This window comes from Leifsonia xyli subsp. cynodontis, assembly GCF_050632205.1.
Lineage (GTDB): Bacteria > Actinomycetota > Actinomycetes > Actinomycetales > Microbacteriaceae > Leifsonia > Leifsonia xyli_D.
In genome coordinates this window covers 942,683-962,828 of the sequence record NZ_CP192578.1, presented here as the reverse complement: position 1 = coordinate 962,828, position 20,146 = coordinate 942,683, and the positions used below count along the sequence as shown (strand labels likewise).

At 72.2% G+C, this 20,146-nt stretch carries 20 protein-coding genes and 1 pseudogene; 2 read left to right on the top strand and 19 right to left on the bottom strand.

Going from position 1 to position 20,146, the window contains the following annotated elements:
* Window positions 1–97 precede the first annotated feature (97 nt).
* The 6 genes and pseudogenes from ACQ86M_RS04775 to ACQ86M_RS04750 form a co-directional block, all read right to left on the bottom strand.
* Window positions 98–253: pseudogene (locus ACQ86M_RS04775) on the bottom strand (hypothetical protein); the annotation flags it as partial.
* 73 nt (window positions 254–326) lie between these two features.
* On the bottom strand, window positions 327–1,658 hold the full coding sequence (locus tag ACQ86M_RS04770) for a DUF58 domain-containing protein (protein WP_431247241.1): 1,332 nt from the start codon (window positions 1,656–1,658) through the stop codon (window positions 327–329).
* 1 nt (window position 1,659) lies between these two features.
* A complete protein-coding gene (locus tag ACQ86M_RS04765; RefSeq protein ID WP_431220963.1) occupies window positions 1,660–2,718 on the bottom strand; it encodes an AAA family ATPase in 1,059 nt (352 codons plus the stop codon).
* 11 nt (window positions 2,719–2,729) lie between these two features.
* A complete protein-coding gene (gene coaD / locus ACQ86M_RS04760; protein WP_431220962.1) occupies window positions 2,730–3,212 on the bottom strand; it encodes a pantetheine-phosphate adenylyltransferase in 483 nt (160 codons plus the stop codon).
* A gap of 108 nt (window positions 3,213–3,320) precedes the next feature.
* A complete protein-coding gene (locus tag ACQ86M_RS04755; protein ID WP_431247240.1) occupies window positions 3,321–5,558 on the bottom strand; it encodes an ATP-dependent DNA helicase RecG in 2,238 nt (745 codons plus the stop codon).
* A complete protein-coding gene (locus ACQ86M_RS04750) occupies window positions 5,555–6,337 on the bottom strand; it encodes a hypothetical protein (protein WP_431247239.1) in 783 nt (260 codons plus the stop codon). Before ACQ86M_RS04750 ends, ACQ86M_RS04755 begins: the two co-directional genes overlap by 4 nt.
* Before the next feature lie 49 nt (window positions 6,338–6,386).
* Between ACQ86M_RS04750 and rsmD the strand changes: the two genes are divergently transcribed.
* Window positions 6,387–6,959, top strand: coding sequence for a 16S rRNA (guanine(966)-N(2))-methyltransferase RsmD (gene rsmD / locus ACQ86M_RS04745; protein WP_431247238.1), 573 nt, complete (start codon window positions 6,387–6,389; stop codon window positions 6,957–6,959).
* A gap of 16 nt (window positions 6,960–6,975) precedes the next feature.
* Here the strand turns inward: rsmD and thiL are convergent, their stop codons facing one another.
* Window positions 6,976–7,977: a thiamine-phosphate kinase gene (gene thiL / locus ACQ86M_RS04740; protein WP_431247237.1), complete on the bottom strand. Its 1,002-nt coding sequence runs from the start codon at window positions 7,975–7,977 to the stop codon at window positions 6,976–6,978.
* Between the two features lie 25 nt (window positions 7,978–8,002).
* Here thiL and ACQ86M_RS04735 point away from each other — a divergent pair, with 25 nt between their 5' ends.
* On the top strand, window positions 8,003–8,500 hold the full coding sequence (locus ACQ86M_RS04735; RefSeq protein ID WP_431220957.1) for a DUF3515 family protein: 498 nt from the start codon (window positions 8,003–8,005) through the stop codon (window positions 8,498–8,500).
* Window positions 8,501–8,687: 187 nt separating this feature from the next.
* Here ACQ86M_RS04735 and ACQ86M_RS04730 read toward each other — a convergent pair whose 3' ends face one another.
* The 12 genes from ACQ86M_RS04730 to ACQ86M_RS04675 all read right to left on the bottom strand — a co-directional run bounded on the left by ACQ86M_RS04730 (window position 8,688) and on the right by ACQ86M_RS04675 (window position 20,136).
* Window positions 8,688–9,785, bottom strand: a complete 1,098-nt coding sequence (locus ACQ86M_RS04730; RefSeq protein WP_431247236.1) for a D-alanine--D-alanine ligase family protein — start codon at window positions 9,783–9,785, stop codon at window positions 8,688–8,690.
* Window positions 9,697–10,827, bottom strand: a complete 1,131-nt coding sequence (locus ACQ86M_RS04725) for an NAD(P)H-dependent glycerol-3-phosphate dehydrogenase (RefSeq protein ID WP_431247235.1) — start codon at window positions 10,825–10,827, stop codon at window positions 9,697–9,699. The genes ACQ86M_RS04730 and ACQ86M_RS04725 overlap by 89 nt, the downstream gene beginning before the upstream one ends.
* Window positions 10,820–11,590, bottom strand: coding sequence for a lysophospholipid acyltransferase family protein (locus ACQ86M_RS04720; protein WP_431220954.1), 771 nt, complete (start codon window positions 11,588–11,590; stop codon window positions 10,820–10,822). Before ACQ86M_RS04720 ends, ACQ86M_RS04725 begins: the two co-directional genes overlap by 8 nt.
* 58 nt (window positions 11,591–11,648) lie before the next feature.
* Window positions 11,649–12,059 carry a type II toxin-antitoxin system VapC family toxin gene (locus ACQ86M_RS04715; protein WP_431247234.1) on the bottom strand — a complete coding sequence of 137 codons (411 nt, stop codon included), beginning with the start codon at window positions 12,057–12,059 and terminating at the stop codon, window positions 11,649–11,651.
* A complete protein-coding gene (locus ACQ86M_RS04710) occupies window positions 12,053–12,289 on the bottom strand; it encodes a type II toxin-antitoxin system Phd/YefM family antitoxin (protein ID WP_431247233.1) in 237 nt (78 codons plus the stop codon). The genes ACQ86M_RS04715 and ACQ86M_RS04710 overlap by 7 nt, the downstream gene beginning before the upstream one ends.
* A gap of 60 nt (window positions 12,290–12,349) precedes the next feature.
* Complete coding sequence (murA, locus tag ACQ86M_RS04705) at window positions 12,350–13,678, bottom strand: UDP-N-acetylglucosamine 1-carboxyvinyltransferase (protein WP_431220951.1); 1,329 nt, start codon at window positions 13,676–13,678, stop codon at window positions 12,350–12,352.
* Between the two features lie 38 nt (window positions 13,679–13,716).
* Window positions 13,717–14,316, bottom strand: a complete 600-nt coding sequence (gene leuD, locus ACQ86M_RS04700) for a 3-isopropylmalate dehydratase small subunit (RefSeq protein ID WP_431247232.1) — start codon at window positions 14,314–14,316, stop codon at window positions 13,717–13,719.
* On the bottom strand, window positions 14,316–15,812 hold the full coding sequence (gene leuC, locus ACQ86M_RS04695) for a 3-isopropylmalate dehydratase large subunit (protein ID WP_431247231.1): 1,497 nt from the start codon (window positions 15,810–15,812) through the stop codon (window positions 14,316–14,318). Before leuC ends, leuD begins: the two co-directional genes overlap by 1 nt.
* Before the next feature lie 152 nt (window positions 15,813–15,964).
* A complete protein-coding gene (locus tag ACQ86M_RS04690) occupies window positions 15,965–16,444 on the bottom strand; it encodes an FHA domain-containing protein (RefSeq protein WP_431247230.1) in 480 nt (159 codons plus the stop codon).
* Window positions 16,445–16,472: 28 nt separating this feature from the next.
* Window positions 16,473–17,312 (bottom strand): transglutaminase domain-containing protein, encoded by an 840-nt coding sequence (locus ACQ86M_RS04685; protein ID WP_431247229.1) that lies wholly within the window; start codon window positions 17,310–17,312, stop codon window positions 16,473–16,475.
* Window positions 17,309–18,823 (bottom strand): hypothetical protein, encoded by a 1,515-nt coding sequence (locus tag ACQ86M_RS04680; RefSeq protein ID WP_431247228.1) that lies wholly within the window; start codon window positions 18,821–18,823, stop codon window positions 17,309–17,311. Before ACQ86M_RS04680 ends, ACQ86M_RS04685 begins: the two co-directional genes overlap by 4 nt.
* Window positions 18,820–20,136 (bottom strand): DUF58 domain-containing protein, encoded by a 1,317-nt coding sequence (locus ACQ86M_RS04675; protein ID WP_431247227.1) that lies wholly within the window; start codon window positions 20,134–20,136, stop codon window positions 18,820–18,822. The genes ACQ86M_RS04680 and ACQ86M_RS04675 overlap by 4 nt, the downstream gene beginning before the upstream one ends.
* Between the last annotated feature and the right edge of the window lie 10 nt (window positions 20,137–20,146).

Below are 20,146 nucleotides of genomic sequence, written 5' to 3'. Positions count from 1 at the left end.
TGGGACCAGCCGGCGACGGTCGACGGCGTCGGGATGAGCCCGAGCAGGCCGCTCCCCGGCCGAACGCCGCAGTCATGACCGCGGCCGACTCCGCCAGAAGCAGCACCGGGACCATACCGCGCGGAACCCCCAGGCTGCGGAGACCGGCGCCGGTCGCGAGCACGAGCGCGGCGGTCCCCACCAGCGCGAACCACCATCCCAGGCCCTGGATGAGTCCGAACAAGGCGTAGCTCACCGCGAGCACCTGCAGCATCAGGGCGCCCGTGATGCGCCAGTAGCCGACCCGGCGCCGGGCGGCGGCGCGAGGCACGACGAAGGCGAGGGACTCAGTCGCCACGGGACACCACCCTGGCCCGCTGGCGATGGAGTGCGCGCTGCCAGCACTCGGCCGGGTCGTCGCCCGCCTCGAACGTGACGCACAGCCAGCCCGCGTCGGCCAGCACCTCCACCGCGTCGGCCGGCGTCGACGACGCGACGAACGCCACGGCCGGGTCGCCCATCGAGCGCAGCGACGCCAGCGCGCCGAGCTCCACCGGGGCCGCCCCCGCCAGCACGGCGAAGACCGGAACGGGCCGGCCGGCCTTCCGCAGGCCGGCGCCCAGCTCGGACACCGCGTCGTCGCGTGCCGCGGCCGACGGGACGAGCGCCGCCAGGTCGGCGAGCAGCATCCGATCGGCGCTGCCGGTGTCGTACGTCGCCGACGTGGAGCCGAGCGTCCCGGTGCGGCCGGCGCCGCTTCGGCCGGAGAGCTGGCGGTCACCGGTCTCGACGACGCTGACCACGAAGCCCTCGTCGAGGAGGTGCACGCCGATCGACGCCACCAGGTCGACGAGCGTCTCGAACTCGTCGGCGGACGACTCCGTGTGCGTGACGCCGGGGCGCGTGTCCATCAGCATCCACGCCTCCGGATTGCTGCGCTGCTCCTCCTGCCGCACCATCAGCTGGTCGTGCCGCGCGGTCGCCCGCCAGTGCACGCGCCGCAGCGGGTCGCCGGGGCGGTACTCCCGCGCGATCAGCTCGTCGGCGCTCGGGATGCTGTGGCGCAGCAGCTCGTGCTCCGTCCCCTCGCTGTGGGCCACATCCAGCTCGCCGCGGGACAGCGGCACGACGCGCGGGGTGACGAGCAGCTGCCTCGGCTGGCCAATCGCGTACTCGGCGTAGGCGACGCCGAACGGATCGGTGCGGCTCACGATCAGCGGACCGACGGCGTGCGCTCCGCGTCGCTCGGGGCGCACATCCTGCCGCAGCACCACGCTGTCGCGGCCCAGACCCCCGTCGGGCTGGTGCGCGCCGAGGCGCGGGAACGGCGCCGACGGCTGCACGCCCACCACCGGCGCCGCCGACTCGCGCCAGCGCGCAGCCGGGCTAGGGCGCGGCGACTGGTTGCGCGCGGTGGTCACGATGGTGGACTGCTCGCCGACCGCGACCACGTCCGGGTGGAAGCTGCGGGTCACCGTGAGCCGCGGCCGGTCGACGGTGACGGAGATCATCGCCGCGAGCGGCAGCACGGTCAGGAAGACGCCGGCGAACAGCACGTCGGTGCGACCGAACATCGCCGAGGCGATCAGGGCGACGACGCCGACGGCGCCCAGCGTCCACCCGCGCGCGGTCGGCCGCGGCCGCTTCAGCGGCGAGGAGGGACGGCCGCGCTCGGGCACGCTAGCGCCCCGTGCCGCCTACGGCGCCGGAGCCGACCGGGACCGGCGTCGACGCGACGATGCGGCGCACGATGTCCGCGATGACGGGCGCGCTCTCGTGATGGTGACCGAGCGCCCGGCTGGTGGGCAGCAGGCGGTGGCCGAGCACGGGGACCGCCAGCGCATCCACGTCGTCCGGCAGGACGAAGTCGCGGCCGGCCAGCGCGGCCATGGCCTTCGCCGCGCGGATGAGCTGCAGCGTCGCCCGCGGGCTCGCGCCCAGCCGCAGGTCGCGATCCTCGCGCGTCGCGCGGACCAGGTCGACGGCGTACTGCTTCACCGGGGTCGAGGCGAACACACCGCGGGCGGTGATCATCATGGCGCGCAGCTCGTCCGAGCTGACCACCGGGCGGATGCGCGACAGCGGGCTCGAGGTGTCGCGCGTCGTCAGCATGGCGAGCTCGGAGCCCTCGTCGGGGTATCCCATCGCGATGCGCGCCATGAAGCGGTCGCGCTGCGCCTCCGGAAGGGCGTACGTGCCCTCCATCTCGACGGGGTTCTGCGTCGCCACCACGATGAACGGCGCGGCGAGCGGATACGTCGAGCCGTCGACGGTGACCTGCCGCTCCTCCATGCACTCCAGCAGCGCCGACTGGGTCTTGGGACTGGCGCGGTTGATCTCGTCGCCGATGACGATGTTGGCGAAGATCGCGCCGGGCTTGAACTCGAAGCGCCGCTCGGCCTGGTTGTAGACGGAGACGCCCGTGACGTCGCTGGGCAGCAGGTCCGGGGTGAACTGGATGCGGCTGACGGTGCAGTCGACCGACTTCGCCAGCGACTTGGCGAGCATCGTCTTGCCGACGCCGGGCACATCCTCGATCAGCAGGTGACCCTCGGCGAGCAGCACGACCAGGGCCGTCTGCACCGCCTCGTGCTTGCCGTCGATCACGGACTCGACGTTGGCCGTGATCTGCTCCGCGGCGCGCCGCAGCTCGTCCAGGCCCATGCCGGGAGCGGCTCCCGTGTCCTCCTCGGGGGCGACGGAGGTCTCGGTCGGCTGGCGCGTCGCGTAACTGTTCATGGCTCCCCCGCTCACGTCTCCTGCAGGTACTCGTGCACGGCCGGCGGCACGTACGGGCTCACATCGCCGCCGAGGGCGGACACCTGGCGCACCAGGGAGCTCGAGACATGGGCGTTGGCGGGGTTCGGCAGCAGGAACACCGTCTCGACATCGGCGAGGTGCCGGTTGACGATCGCCATCGGCGTCTCGTAGGTGACGTCGACCTGCGAGCGGATGCCCTTCACCAGCACGTGCGCACCGACGTCGGTGCAGTAGTCCACCAGCAGGCCCACCGACCAGGATGCGATGACGATGTTCCCGACGATGCCCGCGTCCTCGATGGACCGCTCCAGCAGCGCCACACGCTGCGCGATGGGGAGCAGCGCCGACTTGTCGGGGTTGTGGACCACCACGACGTGGACCTCGTCCCACATGCCGGCCGCACGCTCGATCACGTCGAGGTGCCCGAGGGTGACCGGGTCGAACGATCCAGGGACAACGGCGATCCTGTTCATAGGCCTCCAGACTATCCCGCGCAAACCGGCATTTCGTTGTGAATCCGTTACCAACGGATTTCGGCTGAGCCGGTGGCCCGGCGCGGCGGCCCGGCGCGCTGCGGCCCGCTACGACTTGCCGAGGAAGGCCCGCTCGCTCTCGTCCAGCCGGCGGGTCAGCGCGGCCCTCAGGGCGGGATGCTGCGCGAGACCCGGGTCGCCCTCCAGCGTCTCCTCGGCCGCCACCCTCGCCTCGGCGATCAGCTCGCCGTCCGACGCGACCCGCAGCAGACGGAGAGACGAGCGGCCGCCCGACTGACGGCTCCCCAGCACGTCGCCCTCGCGCCGCAGCTCCAGGTCGATGTTGGCCAGCTCGAAGCCGTCGAGCGTCGCGGCGACCGCATCCACCCGCTCCCGGGCCAGCGAGCCCTGCTCGGCCGCCGTGACCAGGAGACAGAGCCCGGGGATGTCGCCGCGGCCGACGCGGCCGCGCAGCTGGTGCAGCTGCGAGACGCCGAAGCGGTCGGCGTCGAGCACGACCATGGCGGAGGCGTTCGGCACGTTGACGCCCACCTCGATGACGGTGGTCGCGATGAGCAGGTCGATGCCGCCCGCCGCGAACGAGCGCATCACCTCGTCCTTGGCGTCGGAGGGCAGCCGGCCGTGCAGCACCCCGATGCGCGCATCCCGGAACAGCGGATCGGCGCGCACCTGCGCGGCCACCGACTCGACGTTCGCGATAGGACGCGGCGGGGCGCCATCGGACGGCTCGGCCTCGGGCTCAGGCTCCTCGCCGTCGTCCTCCGCATCCTTGCCCGAGATCGCCGGGCACACCACGAACACCTGGCGACCCTTCGCGATCTCCTCCGACGCGCGCTCCCAGATCCGGCGCTCCCAACCCGGGCGGTCGGCGAGCGGCACGACGAAGCTCTCGATCCCCTGCCGGCCGGCCGGGAGCTGCGCGATGGTCGACACATCCAGATCGCCGAAGACGGTCATCGCCACCGTGCGCGGGATGGGCGTGGCCGTGAGCACGAGGACGTGCGGCGGCGTGCCGCCCTTCGCCCGCAGCGCCTCGCGCTGCTCCACGCCGAAACGGTGCTGCTCGTCGACGACGACCAGCCCGAGGTCGAAGAACGTCACCGCGTCGCCGAGGAGGGCGTGCGTGCCGACCACGATGCGGGCCTGCCCCGAGACGGTGCGGAGCAGGGCGCGCTTGCGCTCCGCGGCGGAGAGCTGCCCCGTCAGCAGCGTCGGCATGAGCTGCGCCGACAGCTCCGGACCGAGCATCGCCGCGATCGAGCGCAGATGCTGGGCGGCGAGCACCTCCGTCGGCGCCAGCAGCGCCGACTGGCCGCCCGAGTCGGCGACCGCGAGCATCGCGCGCAGCGCCACGAGGGTCTTGCCGGAGCCGACCTCGCCCTGCACCAGCCGGTGCATCGCCGCCGTGCCGGCCAGGTCGCGCTCGATCTCGCCGCCGACCACATCCTGATCGCCCGTCAGCGCGAACGGGAGCGCCGCATCGAAGCGCTCCAGCAGGCCGCCCGGCACCGCCGCCCGCGGGGTCGCCGCCACCTCGCGGGTCGCGGCCCGCTGCTGCAGCAGAGCCGCCTGCAGCACGAACGCCTCCTGGAACCGCAGCGTGTCGCGGGCGCGCTGCCACTGCGCATCCTTCTGCGGCCGGTGGATGCCCTCCAGCGCGTCCCGGAAAGGCACCAGGCCGCGCTCGACCACGATCGCGTCCGGCACCGGGTCGGCCACCGCGCCCAGCGCATCCAGCGCCAGGGCCACGGCCTTCTGCACCTGCCAGCTCGCCACCGTCCCCGTCGCCGGGTAGATCGGGATCGGGGTCAGCGCCCAGTCCTTCGCCGCGGCGCTCCCCGGGCTGACGGCGTTCTCGGCGTCGGGCTCGAACAGCTCGTAGTCCGGATGCGCGAGCTGCAGCGCACCGCGGTACGCCGAGACCTTGCCCGCGAAGATGCCGCGCACGCCGGGGACGAGCTCGCGCGCCCGCCAGGCCTGGTTGAAGAACGTGAGCGTCAGGATGCCCTCGCCGTCCGAGATCTTCACCTCGAGGATGCTGCCGCGCCGCGCCCGCATCGGCCGCTCCTGCACGCGGAGCACCTCGGCGATGATCGTGACGTTCTCGTCGAGCGGCAGATTCGCGAGCGCCGTCAGCTCGCCGCGCTTCGCGTAGCGGCGGGGGTAGTGGCTGAGCAGATCGGCGACGGTGCGCATCCCGAAGGCCTTCTCGAAGGCGGATGCGGTGCGTCCGCCGAGCACGCCGCTCAGCCGCGAGTCGAGGCCGACCGCAGCGGCGTCAGCAGCGCCGGACCCGGGGCCGGCCGGGGCGGAAGCGGAGGTCATGAGTCGATCGTATGCGTCTCGTCCGACGTCGCGGGATCGTCACCGGCCCGTGGCGACGCGGACGCCTCCAGCGCTTCGAGCTCGGCTGCCACGGACGGCTCTCCCGGTCGCTCCTCCGCCAGTCGCCGTTGCAGCTGGAGCGCCTCCTCCGTCCGGCCAAGCTCCCGCAGCGCACGGCCCAGCGCCCAGCGCGCCGCGAACCGCTCGTCCTCCGTGCCGTACTCGTCGGCGAACTCCACCGCATCCTCGAACGACACCACGGCGGCGCCCGGGTCGCCCTCGCCGAGGCGGGCCCAGCCGCGCAGATCGTGAAGCACCGTGCCCCAGCGCAGGACGCGGGGATCGCCGGTGCCCGCGAGGTCGGCCAGTCCCTCCTCGATCCACTGCTCGGCGTGCGGGCGGTCCGCGGCCGACAGCGCGAGCGTCGCCTCGACGGCGAGGCCGATCTCGCCCTCGTGCCGCGCGGCGCGCAGCGCGGTCTCCAGCAGCCCGGTCGCCTCGCGGGGCGCTCCCGCCGCCGCACGCAGCCGCCCCCGCTCCAGCAGCACGCGCACTTCCAGCACGCCCGCCGCCGGCTCGAGCGAGTCGAGCAGGGCCTCCGCTTCCTCGATCCGGCCCTGCAGTCCGAGCGCGCGGGCGCGCTGAGTCTCCAGCTCGGCCCGGACGAGCTCCGACCGGCCCGTCTCGGCGGCGGCAGCGGCCAGCCGTTCGGCGGAGGCGATCGGGTCACCGGGGAGCCACAGCGCGTCGAGCTCTGCCTGCTCCAGGCGTTCCTCCATGCCCATATCTTGGCCGGTGCGCGCGCGCCGACGCTAGGCTCGTGGGGCCATGACCCGAATCGTCTCCGGCTTCGCCGGCTCGCTGACCCTCCAGGTGCCGAAGAGCGGAACCCGCCCCACCAGCGACCGGGTGCGCGAGGCGATCTTCTCCGCGCTGGATGCGCGCGACGCGCTCCACGGGTCGCGCGTGCTCGACCTGTACGCCGGGTCGGGTGCGCTGGGGCTCGAGGCGGCGAGCCGCGGAGCGGCCTCCGTGGTGCTCGTCGAGAAGTCGGCGGCGGCCGCGCAAGTCTGCCGGCGGAACGCGGCGGCGCTCGTGTCGGCGGCACGCGCCGCGCGCACGGCCGTTCCCGCGATCGACGTGCGGGCCTCCGCGGTGCAGGGCTACCTCGGCGGCGCCGCCGGACCGTTCGACGTCGTCTTCATCGACCCGCCGTACGATCTGGGGGATGCGGAGCTGCTCGCCGTCCTGACGTCGCTGGTGCCGCTGCTCTCGGCGGACGCGGTCGTCTGCGTCGAACGGAGCGCCCGCGGCGCCGAGCCGTCCCTCCCGGACGGGCTCCTCCTCGAACGGCGCAAGGACTACGGCGAGACCGCCGTGTACTGGCTCGCGCCGGCGTAGGTCCGCCTCGGGCCGTCTAGCCGCGGCCGCCGTCCCACTCCAGGTACGGGTCCCATCCGCCGCGCTCGCCGAACGGCACGCCGTCGACCAGCAGCCCGTCGCCCTCACGGACGACACCGACCGGCCGGAAGCCGCCCGGGAGGACGGTGCCCGGCGGGAAGGCGGCGAACAGGCCGTGGTCCTCGCCGCCGGTCAGAGCTGTCCGCACGTCGGGTCCCAGAGCGGAGGTGTCGAGGTCGATCGCCACGCCGCTCGCCTCGGCCACGCGGCGGGCGTCCAGCGCGAGGCCGTCGCTCAGGTCGAGCATCGCCGTCGCCCCGGCGTCGGCTGCCGCCGGGCCGTCCGCGATCGGGGGGCGGGGCCGCAACTGCGCACCGACGGCTGCGGGATGGGCGCCCCCGACGGCGACCGCGCGCTCCCCGTCCGGCTCGCCCGCCGCATCCACCGCCTGCGTGAACAGCAGGCGCAGTCCGGTGGCGGCCTCCCCCAGCGCGCCCGAGACGGCGACGATGTCGCCGGGCCGCGCACCGCTGCGCAGCACCGGCGCGCGGCCCTGCAGGTCGCCGAAGGCCGTGACGGCGATCGTGAGCGTCGCGGAGACCGACAGGTCGCCCCCGACGACGCCGCAACCCGGCGCCAGCGCCGCGCAGGCCAGCCGGAAGCCGTCGGCGACGCCCTCCAGCCAGGAGACGTGCGTCTCGGCAGGGGCCGCGATGGCGACGACGAGCGCGGTCGGGACAGCGCCCATGGCCGCGACGTCCGACAGGTTCGTCGCGGCGGCCTTCCAGCCGAGGTCGACCGGTCCCGACCAGGCCAGGCGGAAGTCCGGCCCGTGGATCATCATGTCGGTCGTCACGACGAAGCGGCCGTCCGGCGCGGCCAGCACCGCGGCGTCGTCACCCGGCCCGACCAGGGTCGCCACGGACTCCGGGAGCCGCGGGAAGATGCGCCGCAGCGCATCCCGCTCCGACGCCTCCCCGATCGTGATGCCGGACGCGCCGCTCCCAGAGATTCCCATGATCTGAAACGGTAGCCTGAAACCGATGAAGTCCCGTCGCCGCGCCCTCCCAGCCCTCCTCCTGGCCGGTTCCGCCCTGCTCCTCGCCGGCTGCGCGCCGACGGTGTCGCTCGACCCCGCCGCCGACAGCAACGCGCCGGGATGCGCGGAGATCAGCGTCCGCCTGCCGGACACCGTGGCCGACGAGCCGAAGCGCGAGACGGACGCGCAGGCGACCGGCGCGTGGGGCGACCCCGCCGTCGTCATCCTGCGCTGCGGCGTTCCGCCGATCGGGCCCACCACGAAGCCCTGCGTGACCGTGAACGGGATCGACTGGGTGCTGATGACGGACCCGGCCGCGAAGACGATCGTCTACCAGACGTTCGGGCGCACGCCCGCGACCGAGGTGATCATCGACCACGTCTCGGGGGTGTCGGACTCGTCGGTGCTGCCGGAGTTCGCCGGCGCGATCGCGACGGTGCCGCAGACGCAGAAGTGCCTGTCGACGCTGGACACGGACCCGAGCGCGACGCCCTCGCCGTGACGTCCGTCCCGGCTCCGTCGTGGCTCCGTCCTGAGCTCTACCGAGTGGTGACTCGTGGTCGCTATCCCCGCCGAGTCGCGACATCATGTCACCACTCGGCGGGGATACGCGCCACAACTCACGACTGGGCGAGGCGCGCGGGCGGCCTGGCCGCCGGCGCCGGCGCGGGCCGCCGGCGCCGGCGGCCTCAGGCGGCGGCGCGGGCCAGCGCGACCTGGATGAGCTCGTCGATCAGCGCGGGATAGCTCAGGCCCGATTCCTGCCAGCAGCGCGGGAACATCGAGATCGGCGTGAAGCCCGGCATCGTGTTGATCTCGTTCACCACGAAGCCGTCCGCCGTGAGGAAGAAGTCCACGCGGGCCAGACCCTCGCCGCCGATCGCGTCGAAGGCGCGGACCCCGAGGTCGCGCATCTCCGCCAGCTGGCCGCCGGTCAGGTCGGCCGGGCAGACCAGGTCGATTCCGGGCGCGTCCAGGTACTTCGCGGCGAAGTCGTAGAAGTCGCGGCCGCTGATGACGATCTCGCCGGCGACCGACGCGCGCGCCGGCTCCCCCGGACGGCCGCCGAGCACGGCGATCTCGACCTCGCGGCCGGTCACCATGGACTCGATCAGCACCCGGTCGTCCTCGGCCAGCGCGGTGGCCATGGCCGCATCCAGCTCGCCCCACTCCGTGACCTTCGTGACCCCGACACTGGATCCGGCCCGTGCAGGCTTCACGAACGCGGGAAGGCCGAGCGACTGCGCCGCCTCGCGCACCGCATCCGGCGCCGACGCCCACTCGTACGAGGTGACGGTCACCCACGGCGCGACCGGAATGCCCGCCTGCTGCAGCACCGTCTTGGTGAAGTGCTTGTCCATGCCGAGGGCGCTCGCCAGCACGCCGCTGCCGACATACGGGAGCCCGACGAGCTCGAGCAGGCCCTGGAGCGTGCCGTCCTCGCCCCACGGCCCGTGCAGGATCGGGAAGACGATGTCGACGTCGCCCAGCGACTCCCGCGTCCCGTCGGCGCGCACGACCGTCAGCTCGCGGGTCGCGGCACTGTCCGGCCAGAGGATGCGCGTGCCGTTGTCCTCGACCTCGGGCAGCTTCTCCCTGTTCAGCGCGAAGCGGGCGGCGTCGTCCGGCTGGAGCGTGAAGGCGCCCTCATGCGTGATGCCGACGGGGATGACGTCGTAGCGGTCCCGGTCGATCGCCTCAAGGACGCCCGCCGCCGTCGCGCAGCTGATCGAATGCTCGCTTGAGCGCCCCCCAAAGAGAAGAGCGACCGCGACCCTGTCCGTCATCCGTTGTCCTTTCGCCTTGCGGCTCGTCCGAATCCGTCGTCAGATGCGGTGCTATGTCTTTCGGATCGAGCGTACCGGCGAGCACCTGGCTCACCTGACGGACGATCGGCATGTCCACCCCGCGCGCCTCCGCGAGGCTCAGGATGGGCGCCACGGAGGCGAGGCCCTCCGCCGTCTGGTTCATCTGCTTCACGACGTCGTTGAAGCCGTAACCCTGGCCGAGCAGCCGCCCTGCGGTGTTGTTGCGGCTGAGCGAGGACTCGCACGTCGCGATCAGGTCGCCCAGGCCCGCCAGGCCGGAGAGCGTCTCGGGCTGGGCACCGTACGCGACGGCGAAGTCGGTCATCTCGACGAGACCGCGCGTGATGATCGACGCCTTGGTGTTCTCGCCGTAGCCGACGCCGTCCACGATCCCGATCGCCACGGCGATGAGGTTCTTGAGGACGCCGCCGAACTCCGTGCCGATGACATCGGTGTTGACGAAGCTGCGGAAGTAGCGGTTGGTGGCCGAGATGGCGACGGCCTGCGCAGTCTCGAGGCTCGCGGACGAGACGACCGCTGCCGTGGGCTGCTCGCGTGCGATCTCGAGCGCCAGGTTCGGCCCGGAGGCGACGGCGATGCGCTCGGGCTCGATCGGGAGTCCCTGGGCGATCACCTCGCTCATGCGCAGGCCCGTGCCCTTCTCGACGCCTTTCATGAGGCTGACGACGACGGTCTCCGGACCGAGATGCGGGATCATCGCCTCGAGGTTCGAGCGCAGAGTCTGGCTCGGGATCGACACGAACACCTGCTCGGCGTCGCGCATCGCCTCGCCGAGGCGGGAGGTCGCTCGCAGGTTGCGCGGCAGGTTGATGCCCTCGAGGTAGTCGCTGTTGCGTTTCACCTCGTTGATCTCGCGCGCCAGCTCCGGCCGTCGCGCCCACAGCACGACGTCGGAGCCGCCGTCGGCGAGGATCTTCGCGAATGTGGTCCCCCAGCTGCCGGCGCCGAGCACGGCGATCCGGCGGGGGCGGGCGACGGGGGCCTTCACTGCCTTAGCCATCGAAGCGGCCGGTCTCCTTCTGGTTGTGCTGCGACGGGTCCCACCGGTCGGCCGGAGCCTTCTCGCCCCGGAGGTCTTCGAGGAGCGCCGTGATCGCATCCATGATGACGGCGGTGGCCTCGGTCAGCGTCGCGTTGTCGAGCGGGCGGCCGGCGAAGGCGGAGAGGTCGACGGGGTCGCCGATCTTGACGTCGATGGTCTTGCGCGGGAACCAGCTGATCTTCTTCGCGTACCGCGCCATGACCTGCTGGGTGCCCCAGTGCGCGATCGGGATGACGGGCAGGTTCTGCTCGAGCGCCATGCGCGCGGCGCCGGTCTTTCCGCGCATCGGCCACATGTCGGGGTCGCGGGTGAGCGAGCCCTCCGGGTAGATGATGACGATCTGCCCCTCATCCGCGATCCGCTGTGCCGCCTCGAGAGGTGCGGACCCGCGGGCGCTGCCGCCCCGGGAGACCGGCACCTGTCCGGACTTCCGCAGGAACCAGCCGAACACCGGGATACGGAACAGGCTCTCTTTCGCGAGGAACCGCGGCAGCCGGCCCAGCTTCCACGAGACCATGCCGATCATCACCGGGTCGATCTCGCTGTAGTGGTTCGGCGCCAGGATGAACGCGCCGGTGCGCGGGAGCTTGTCGCCATCCACGATCCGGAAGCGCGCGAGCAGGCTCCCGATGGGGATGATCAAGCCGGCCAGCACCCAGAAGACCGACGGACGGCTCTTCTCGGAACGCTGCTTCTTCACGGGCGATGGGGATTCGGGCACCGTCCTATTATCCCCGGACCCTGTCGCCGCCGAGGCATGCGCGCCCCCGCCGGGCGTTTCAGGCATCGACGGCGACCGGTCGGAGGTCGAGCTGCGGGATGCCCTCGAAGTCGGACGGGTTGCACGTGTGCAGCGGGAGACCTCGCGATATCGCGGTGGCCGCGATGAGCGCGTCGAAGGCCCGCGCAGACGGTTTTCTTCCGGCCTCGCGGAACGACTGCGCCACCGCGGCGAACGCACGCGCGGCGGCGGAATCGAACGGGATGGGGTCGAAATCGCTCTCGGCGAGCTGCAGGTGCAGCTGCCGCGCGGACCGCTCCTCGCCGCTCCTCGCGACGAGCGGGCCGACCGACAGCTCCGCCAGCGTGATCGCGCTGATCGACGGGATGTCGGGAAGCTGCGACGGATCCGACACGCGTGCCAGCAGGATGAGCGTCGATGTGTCGAGGAGGCCCGGCTGCATCACCATGACTGGTCCACGATCTCGTCGACGTCTGTCCGCAGTTCGCGCGGGTCGACCGACGGCAGCGCGCGCCGGGCGTCGATGAGCGCGGACAGCGCCCGGCCCGGGGCGGGCAGCGGGGACAGCTCCGCCACCGCAGCCCCGTCTCGGGTCACGGTCAGGTGTTCTCCGCGGGCCACCCTGTCGAGGATGTCACCGCCGTGGTTGCGTAGATCTCTCACGCTGACAGTCTCCATGAGGCGACTGTATCACGGGTGATACACGAGCAGATCTGTGGAGAACTCGTGGGCTGTGGATCAGCCTTCCATGGTGAAGTCGGCGCCGAGCAGCTCCAGCTTGGTGATGAAGTTCTCGTAGCCGCGGCTGATGATGCCGACGTTGCTCACGGTCGACCGGCCCTCGGCGGTCAGCGCCGCGATGAGGTGGCTGAAGCCGCCGCGCAGGTCCGGCACCTCGATGTCGGCGCCGGTCAGCTGCACCGGGCCCATGATGACCGCGGAGTGGTTGAAGTTGCGCTGACCGAAGCGGCACGGGTGGCCGCCCAGGCACTCCTTGTGCACCTGGATCTTCGCGCCCATGTCGTTCAGGGCGTCGACGAAGCCGAAGCGCTGCTCGTACACGGTCTCGTGCACGATGGAGACGCCCTCGGCCTTCGCGAGCGCGACCACCAGCGGCTGCTGCCAGTCGGTCATGAAGCCGGGGTGCACATCCGTCTCGATGACCACCGGCTTGAGCGGGCCGCCCGGGTGGAAGAAGCGGATGCCGTCGTCGTGGATCTCGAACGCGCCGCCGACCTTGCGGAAGACGTTGAGGAAGGTCAGCATCTCGGGCTGGCGGGCGCCGCCCACGTAGATGTCGCCGCCGGTCGCGAGCGCCGCGGCCGCCCAGCTGGCGGCCTCGTTGCGGTCGAACAGCGCCGTGTGGCTGTAGCCGACGAGCTTGTCGACGCCCTCGATGCGGATCACGCGGTCGGTGTCGACCGAGATGATCGCGCCCATCTTCTGCAGGACGTTGATCAGATCCATGATCTCGGGCTCGATGGCCGCGCCCTTGAGCTCGGTGATGCCCTCGGCGCGGACCGCGGTGAGCAGCACCTGCTCGGTGGCGCCGACGCTCGGGTACGGGAGTTCGAGCTTGGCTCCGTGCAGGCCGTTCGGGGCCGTCATCCGGATGCCGCTGGGCAGCTTGTCGACGACGGCGCCGAACTTGCGCAGCACCTCGAGGTGGTAGTCGATCGGGCGGTCGCCGATGCGGCAGCCGCCGAGGTCGGGGATGAACGCCTCGCCGAGACGGTGCAGCAGGGGGCCGCAGAACAGGATCGGGATGCGGCTGGACCCGGCGTGCGCGTCGATGTCGGCCATGTGGGCCGACTCGACCGCGCTCGGGTCGAGCAGCAGCTCGCCCTCCTCGGCGCCGTCCGTCACCTTGACGCCGTGCACCTCGAGCAGGCCGCGCACCACGCGGACGTCGGAGATGTCGGGCACGTTGCGCAGCACGCTCGGGGTCTCGCCGAGGATCGCCGCCACCATGGCCTTGGTGACGAAGTTCTTGGCGCCGCGGACCTCGATGCGGCCCTCGAGGGGACGGCCGCCGTTGATGGTGATCCGGTCGCCCTTGAGCCCCACGCGTGCTCCTGCTGCCTGTGCGTCCTGAAGAAGTGATGTCAAAGTTTCACCGGGAGGGTCGTGGGCCGCCAGCTCGCGCGGCCCGATTCGTATTCGGAGATTCGCGCCTCATCGCGCAGGGTGAGGGCGATGTCATCCAGCCCTTCGAGCAAACGCCAGCGAGTGTAGTCGTCGATGTCGAAAGACACCTGGACCTCACCGACGGTCGCAGTCTTGGCAACCAGGTCCACCGTGGCCTGTATTCCCGGCTGAGCCTCGATCGCCTGCCAGAGCCGCTCGGCGTCCTCCTCCGAGACGATGCCCGTCAGCAGGCCCTGCTTGCCGGCGTTCCCGCGGAAGATGTCGGCGAACCGCGGGCTCAGCACGACCCGGAATCCGTAGTCGCGGAGGGCCCAGACGGCATGTTCGCGTGACGAACCCGTGCCGAAGTCGGCCCCCGCAACGAGCACGGTCGCACCCTGGTACTCGGGCCGGTTGAGGATGAAGTCCGGGTCCTGCCGCCAGGCGTGGAAGAGGGCGTCGTCGAAGCCGGTCTTGGTGACGCGCTTGAGGAACACCGCAGGGATGATCTGGTCGGTGTCGACGTTGGAGCGCCGGAACGGCACGGCGGTTCCGGTGACGGTCTTGAACTTCTCCATCAGGCGCCCACCTTCTCTCCGATGGTGGTATCCGCGCCGCCGTCGCGCGGCGTGTCGCCGCCTTCGTGCTCCAGGTCCCACGGGCTCGACAGCGTACCGCGGATCGCGGTCGCAGCCGCCACCAGCGGCGAGACGAGGTGAGTGCGGCCGCCCTTGCCCTGGCGGCCCTCGAAGTTGCGGTTGGAGGTGGAGGCGCAGCGCTCCCCCGGCGCCAGCTGGTCCGGATTCATGCCGAGGCACATCGAACAGCCGGCGAACCGCCACTCCGCCCCGAACTCCTCGACGATCTTGTCGATGCCCTCCGCCTCGGCCTCGATGCGCACGCGCGCGCTGCCGGGGACGACCATGACGCGCACGCCGTCGGCCTTCTTCCGGCCCTTGATGATGGAGGCGAAGGCGCGCAGGTCCTCGATGCGGCTGTTGGTGCAGGAGCCCATGAAGACGGCGTCGACCGGGATGCTCTTCATCGGCGTCCCCGGAGCGAGGTCCATGTACTCCAGCGCCCGCTCCGCAGCGGCACGCGTGTTCGGGTCGGCGATCGACTCGGGGTCGGGGACGGTCTGGCTGAGCGAGACGCCCTGTCCGGGGTTCGTGCCCCAGGTGACGAACGGCTCGATCTCGGCCGCGTCGAGGTAGACCTCGGCGTCGAAGACCGCGTCGTCGTCCGTCTGCAGCGTCTTCCAGTAGGCGACCGCCTCATCCCAGTCGGCGCCCTCTGGAGCGTGGGGCCGGCCCTTCAGGTAGGCGAACGTCGTCTCGTCGGGCGCGACCATCCCGGCGCGAGCGCCGGCCTCGATCGACATGTTGCAGATCGTCATCCGGCCCTCCATGGAGAGCGAGCGGATGGCGCTGCCGCGGTACTCGAGCACGTAGCCCTGGCCGCCTCCGGTGCCGATCTTCGCGATGACGGCGAGGATGATGTCCTTCGCGGTCACGCCGGGGCGCAGTTCGCCCTCGACGGTGATCGCCATGGTCTTGAAGGGCTTGAGCGGGAGGGTCTGCGTGGCGAGCACGTGCTCCACCTCGCTGGTGCCGATGCCGAACGCCATCGCGCCGAACGCGCCGTGGGTGGAGGTGTGCGAGTCGCCGCAGACGACCGTGATGCCCGGCATCGTGAGGCCGAGCTGGGGGCCGACGACGTGCACGATGCCCTGCTCGACGTCGCCGAGCGAGTGCAGGCGGATGCCGAACTCCTCGGCGTTGCGGCGCAGCGTCTCGATCTGGGTGCGGCTGGTGAGGTCGGCGATGGGCTTGTCGATGCCGATCGTCGGCGTGTTGTGGTCCTCGGTGGCGATCGTCAGATCGGGGCGGCGCACGGGGCGGCCGGCCATCCGCAGCCCGTCGAAGGCCTGCGGGCTGGTGACCTCGTGGACGAGGTGCAGGTCGATGTAGATGAGGTCGGGCGAACCGTCCTCACCCTTGGCGACCAGGTGGTCGTTCCAGACCTTCTCGGCCAGCGTCAGCGGCCCAGGTGCGGAATCGGTGGGGGTGCTCATGTCTCTCGAACTCCTTCGCGTGTGAACGGATCAGCCGTCGACGGACTCCGCGGCGAGAGTGGCCTGATGTCTAGGACTCGCCGCGGCGGCTAAGGAGGAGAAGACCCGCGTACACGAGTGACAGGTTATCACCCGACGACGCGCGGACCGGCTCAGGAGCGCTCGACGGAGAGGCGCAGGTCGCCGAGCAGGAGCTCCGCCCCGGCGGCCACAGGGAACGGCGTCCCGGGCTCGGTGCGGACGCCGCCGGCGAGAACGCCGTTGGTCGAGTGGAGGTCGGTCACGGTGAGTTGGTCGCCCGCGATGTCGAGGGCGGCGTGCGTCTTGGAGACGGTGGATGTGGGGTCGTCGAGCGCGATCAGCTCGGCGTCGGGCGCGCCGGCCGGGCGGGACGGATTGCGGCCGAGGAGCAGCCGCCGGGTGACCGGCACGCTGCGGCCGCCGGGCAGCAGCAGCCGCCAGACCGGCCGGGCGGGAGCGGCGGCGGGTGCGCCCGGCGCCGCAGGCGGGGCGAAGACGGGGAGCGGACGGACGGACGCGGGCTCCGGGCCGCTGGGCGCATCGAGCGAGCCCGGGGACGGGCGCGACGGGATGAGACCGGGCGGAGGCACGATGAACCCGCTGTCGTCCATGCGCCCCACTATACGGACGGCGCGGCGGTCAGGCCCGGCGTGTGCGCCGGTAGCGGAAGGCCGCCAGGCGGGCGCGCACCGGACCGGCCGCCTTCGTCGCCCCCGCGAGGGCGTCGCGGACCGTCGACCAGGCACGGTGGACGCGCTCCTCGGCGACCTCCGACCCGTCGAACACCGCCGCATCGACGTGGCGCGCCAGGTCGCGCAGTCCGCCCTCCGGGACCGGGAGGCTCTGCGCGGCGGACTGCTCTTCGAGCGCTGCGGCCGTCTGCAACCGTGTCGCGCGCTCCGGCACGGCGAGGCCGAGTTCGGCGTACCCGTCCGCGAGCTCGTCCCAGGCGCCGGCGGCACGCCGGTCGGGCGGCCCGGTCGTCTCACGCCTTCGCCGGCGCCGCCGTTTGAGGGAGGCGATGACGAGCAACGGGAGGAAGTACGCGAGCAGCGGGATGCCGACCACTCCCAGGACGACCCACGCCCAGGCCGGGAACACCGCGCCCTTGGGCTTGTCCTTCGGATCGTTGTCCTTGGTCTTGACCGGCGTCAGCAGGTCTTCCGCGCGCGGATCGGCGGGCGGAGGCTGCCGCACCTGGGGCTGCGGCTCGAGCTTCGGCTTCGTGGTCTGGTTCTTGGGCGCATCGGTCTTCGTCGGCGTCGGGAAGAAGGGCACCCATCCGACGCCCTCGAACGCGACCTCGTCCCACGCCGTCACGTCGTCGCCGGTGACGGTCGTCGTGCTTCCGGTGACCTTGGGCGCGAAGCCCATGACGACGCGCGTGGGGTATCCGAGCCTGCGTGCCATCAGGGCGAATGCGCTCGCGTACTGCTCCTGGTCGCCGACCATCGGGGACTTCGAGAGCAGGTCCGTCATGCGGTCGGCTCCCTCCCCGCCCTCGACGGCACCGGATCCGATGCCCGCCCGTGACTCAGGAATCCGAGCGACTTCAGCGACCGCTCGATGTTCCGCAGTTTCTGGATGGCGGTGTCCGCCGATCCCGCATACTCCTCCGCCTTGGCGGAGACGACATCGGGCACGTTGGTCACCGTCGGGAGGGTGAGCTTCGCCGGCGGTACCTTGGCGAGCGCGCGGTCGTTGGGCACCTTCTGCGCGGTGGCGCCGACGGTGTACGACAGTCCCTGCCGCACGCCGGTGGTCACGGCGGCGGTGCCCGTGGCGGTGTTGACGCGGACGGAACCGGCCGGGTCTGCACCGGTGTGCTCGTCGAACGTCAGCCGGTTCGTGTAACCGAGGGTCGGCAGCCAGACGTCCGAGTAGCCGAGCACGTCGATCGACGCGGTCGACGAGGCGCCCGCGGTGAACAGCGGGGGCTTCGGGATGGTGCTGCCGAGCAGCTCGAAGGCGCCGGACGCGTCCGCGTCGCTGCCGGGTGAGGCGACCGACCACACCACGCCGTCGTACGTGTCCATGGTAGCGAGCCTGACCACCTGGCCCTCTCGCAGCCCGGTGACGGCGAAAAGCTTCGTCTTCTGCAGGTCTTTCGTGTATTTGCGGAAGCCGGCGAGCGGGCTCGGGTAGTCGAGGGGGTCGAACGGCGGCGTGATCTCGTCGCGCACGACGAACCGCGAGGACGCAGGCGGCGCGAGGACGGAGCCGGCCAGCGCCCCGACCAGCACGGCGCCGAGCACGACGGCGGCCCCGCCGAGGAGACGGCTGCGCCGCACCGCCGAGTCGGTCTCGACGCGATCCCGCGCGAACCGCCCGCGCCGCCAAGAGAGCCAGACGAGCGACACGGCGGCGAACAGGACGCCGCGGATCCCGGCGAAGAACGGATCGCGCGTGCCGAGCAGGATCGCCGCGAGCAGCAGCACGGCCGGACCCGTGAGCAGCACGGCAGCGCGGCCCGCGGACGGCCGGCGGATGCCCGGGAGCCAGCGCACCGCGAGGGTGACGGACACCAGCGAGACGAGCCAGCCGGCGACATAGGGGACGACGGCGACGTAGGGCGGCGCCTCCAGCGGAGCCTGCAGCGTCACGGCGTCCGACCATCCGAAGACCGCTCCCAGCACGAGACCCGAGAGGCTGTCGAGGCTCGGAAGGACGCCGTAGAGGGCCTGGCCGGGCAGGGCGAGCGGGGTGCCGAACAGGAAGTACCCGGCCAGGGCGAGCACGACGGTCAGCGGCCAGGACAGCCGGAACAGACGACCGAGGAGGGCGATCCCGCCGCCGACGACGATGCCGCCCAGCGCGGCCTGCGCAAAGGCGTAGTGCCCGAAGGCGGGCTCGAACCCGACGACGGCGAGGAGGGCGAGGCCGGTCAGCACCGCCACGTCGACCCAGGTCGTCGCGGGCAGGCGGTCCAGCAACGTTGGCCCCGACGTCTCGGCCGGCCCCCGGCGCGTCGCTCCGGTCGTCGCGGTCATCGGCCCGCCCGCTTCAGCAGGGCCGGGAGCTCGGGCAGGGCGGAGACCGTCATCAGCATCGAGCGACCCAGCCGCGTGAGCCGGGGCTCTGCCGCCTCGTCGACGCGGATGACGATCGTCTCCGTATCCCCGCCCCACAGCGCTGCAGCCCCGCGGAGCTCGGCGGGATCGAGCTGTGAGCCGACCACGGTCACGGCGAGGCTCGGCACCTGCAGCCGCAGGGTCGCCTGGCGCAGGAACTCGCGAAGCGACGGGTGCGCGCCCTCCACCGGCTGGATGCGGCAGGAGTCGTCGAGCAGGGCCGTCGGCGTACCGACGCGCATGCCGCCGCCCTGCCACACCGCATCGATCTCCGTCTCTTCGCGGATGACCTGGCACCCGATCGACGTCATCACAGAGACGCCCAGCTCGAACTCGTCGTCGGACGCGAAATGCGACCGCTCGGCGTCGAACGCGAGCAACAGCTGCGACCGCCGCGTCTCCTGGTACTGGCGCACCATGAGCTGCCCGGTGCGCGCCGAGGTGCGCCAGTGCACGTTGCGGATGTCGTCGCCCGGCTCGTAAGTGCGCAGGGCGTGGAAGGCGAGGTCGCTGTCCGTGATGACCTTCGTGGTCTGCCCTTCGAGATCGCGCACGAGTCCGCGGGCGGTCGCCGCCAGCCGGACGGTCTTCGGGTGCACGAACAATTCGATGCGGTCCGTCCACTGGTTGGTGCGGCGGAGCAGCCCCAACTGGTCGCCGCGCACGGAGATGGCCGGACCGGCGAGGATCAGGGCGCGCCGCGCAGTCGGTACGGCGAACAGCTCCTCCGTCTCCGCCCCCGGGGCCAGTCGAGGGATCGTGAAGTCGGCCTGTCCCTCGCCGACGGGGAGCTCCATCCGCGTCGGGAGCACGGGACGGCCGCCGCTGTTGGCGACCGTGAGCCGCCCGAGGGCCCGCCCGCCCGCAACCACACGCCGCGGGTTCAGTTCGATGCCGACCCGGTACGTCGACCGGCCGAAGACGAAGGCGGTCGCGATGAGCAGGGCGGCGAACAGGGTCACCGCGATGAAGGCGAACTCCGCCCAGCCGAGCCACGCCGCGAGCACCACCGAGACGAGCGCCGCGGCGAGCACGATCCACCCCAGCGTGCTGACGACCCCGACGACCGGCTGAACCCGCCGGAGGACCGCACGCCCGGCCGGCGCCACGCGACCGCCGGCGGCGCCGAACGCGCGCCCCAGCGCGGCCGTCACCTGGCCGGCGGCGATGCGCGCCTGGTCGGCTCCGGAGGCGCGGCGGCGTCGCGCGCGAGCGGGGCTGTCGGCGGTCATGGGGGTTCGG

Excerpts from the sequence above, each read along its gene's own strand:
- ACQ86M_RS04765 (WP_431220963.1), bottom strand. The coding sequence starts at position 2,718 with ATGAACAGTTACGCGACGCGCCAGCCGACCGAGACCTCCGTCGCCCCC.
- coaD (WP_431220962.1), bottom strand. The coding sequence starts at position 3,212 with ATGAACAGGATCGCCGTTGTCCCTGGATCGTTCGACCCGGTCACCCTC.
- ACQ86M_RS04755 (WP_431247240.1), bottom strand. The coding sequence starts at position 5,558 with ATGACCTCCGCTTCCGCCCCGGCCGGCCCCGGGTCCGGCGCTGCTGAC.
- ACQ86M_RS04750 (WP_431247239.1), bottom strand. The coding sequence starts at position 6,337 with ATGGAGGAACGCCTGGAGCAGGCAGAGCTCGACGCGCTGTGGCTCCCC.
- rsmD (WP_431247238.1), top strand. The coding sequence starts at position 6,387 with ATGACCCGAATCGTCTCCGGCTTCGCCGGCTCGCTGACCCTCCAGGTG.
- thiL (WP_431247237.1), bottom strand. The coding sequence starts at position 7,977 with ATGGGAATCTCTGGGAGCGGCGCGTCCGGCATCACGATCGGGGAGGCG.
- ACQ86M_RS04735 (WP_431220957.1), top strand. The coding sequence starts at position 8,003 with ATGAAGTCCCGTCGCCGCGCCCTCCCAGCCCTCCTCCTGGCCGGTTCC.
- ACQ86M_RS04730 (WP_431247236.1), bottom strand. The coding sequence starts at position 9,785 with ATGACGGACAGGGTCGCGGTCGCTCTTCTCTTTGGGGGGCGCTCAAGC.
- ACQ86M_RS04725 (WP_431247235.1), bottom strand. The coding sequence starts at position 10,827 with ATGGCTAAGGCAGTGAAGGCCCCCGTCGCCCGCCCCCGCCGGATCGCC.
- ACQ86M_RS04715 (WP_431247234.1), bottom strand. The coding sequence starts at position 12,059 with ATGGTGATGCAGCCGGGCCTCCTCGACACATCGACGCTCATCCTGCTG.
- ACQ86M_RS04710 (WP_431247233.1), bottom strand. The coding sequence starts at position 12,289 with ATGGAGACTGTCAGCGTGAGAGATCTACGCAACCACGGCGGTGACATC.
- leuD (WP_431247232.1), bottom strand. The coding sequence starts at position 14,316 with ATGGAGAAGTTCAAGACCGTCACCGGAACCGCCGTGCCGTTCCGGCGC.
- leuC (WP_431247231.1), bottom strand. The coding sequence starts at position 15,812 with ATGAGCACCCCCACCGATTCCGCACCTGGGCCGCTGACGCTGGCCGAG.
- ACQ86M_RS04690 (WP_431247230.1), bottom strand. The coding sequence starts at position 16,444 with ATGGACGACAGCGGGTTCATCGTGCCTCCGCCCGGTCTCATCCCGTCG.
- ACQ86M_RS04685 (WP_431247229.1), bottom strand. The coding sequence starts at position 17,312 with ATGACGGACCTGCTCTCGAAGTCCCCGATGGTCGGCGACCAGGAGCAG.
- ACQ86M_RS04680 (WP_431247228.1), bottom strand. The coding sequence starts at position 18,823 with ATGACCGCGACGACCGGAGCGACGCGCCGGGGGCCGGCCGAGACGTCG.
- ACQ86M_RS04675 (WP_431247227.1), bottom strand. The coding sequence starts at position 20,136 with ATGACCGCCGACAGCCCCGCTCGCGCGCGACGCCGCCGCGCCTCCGGA.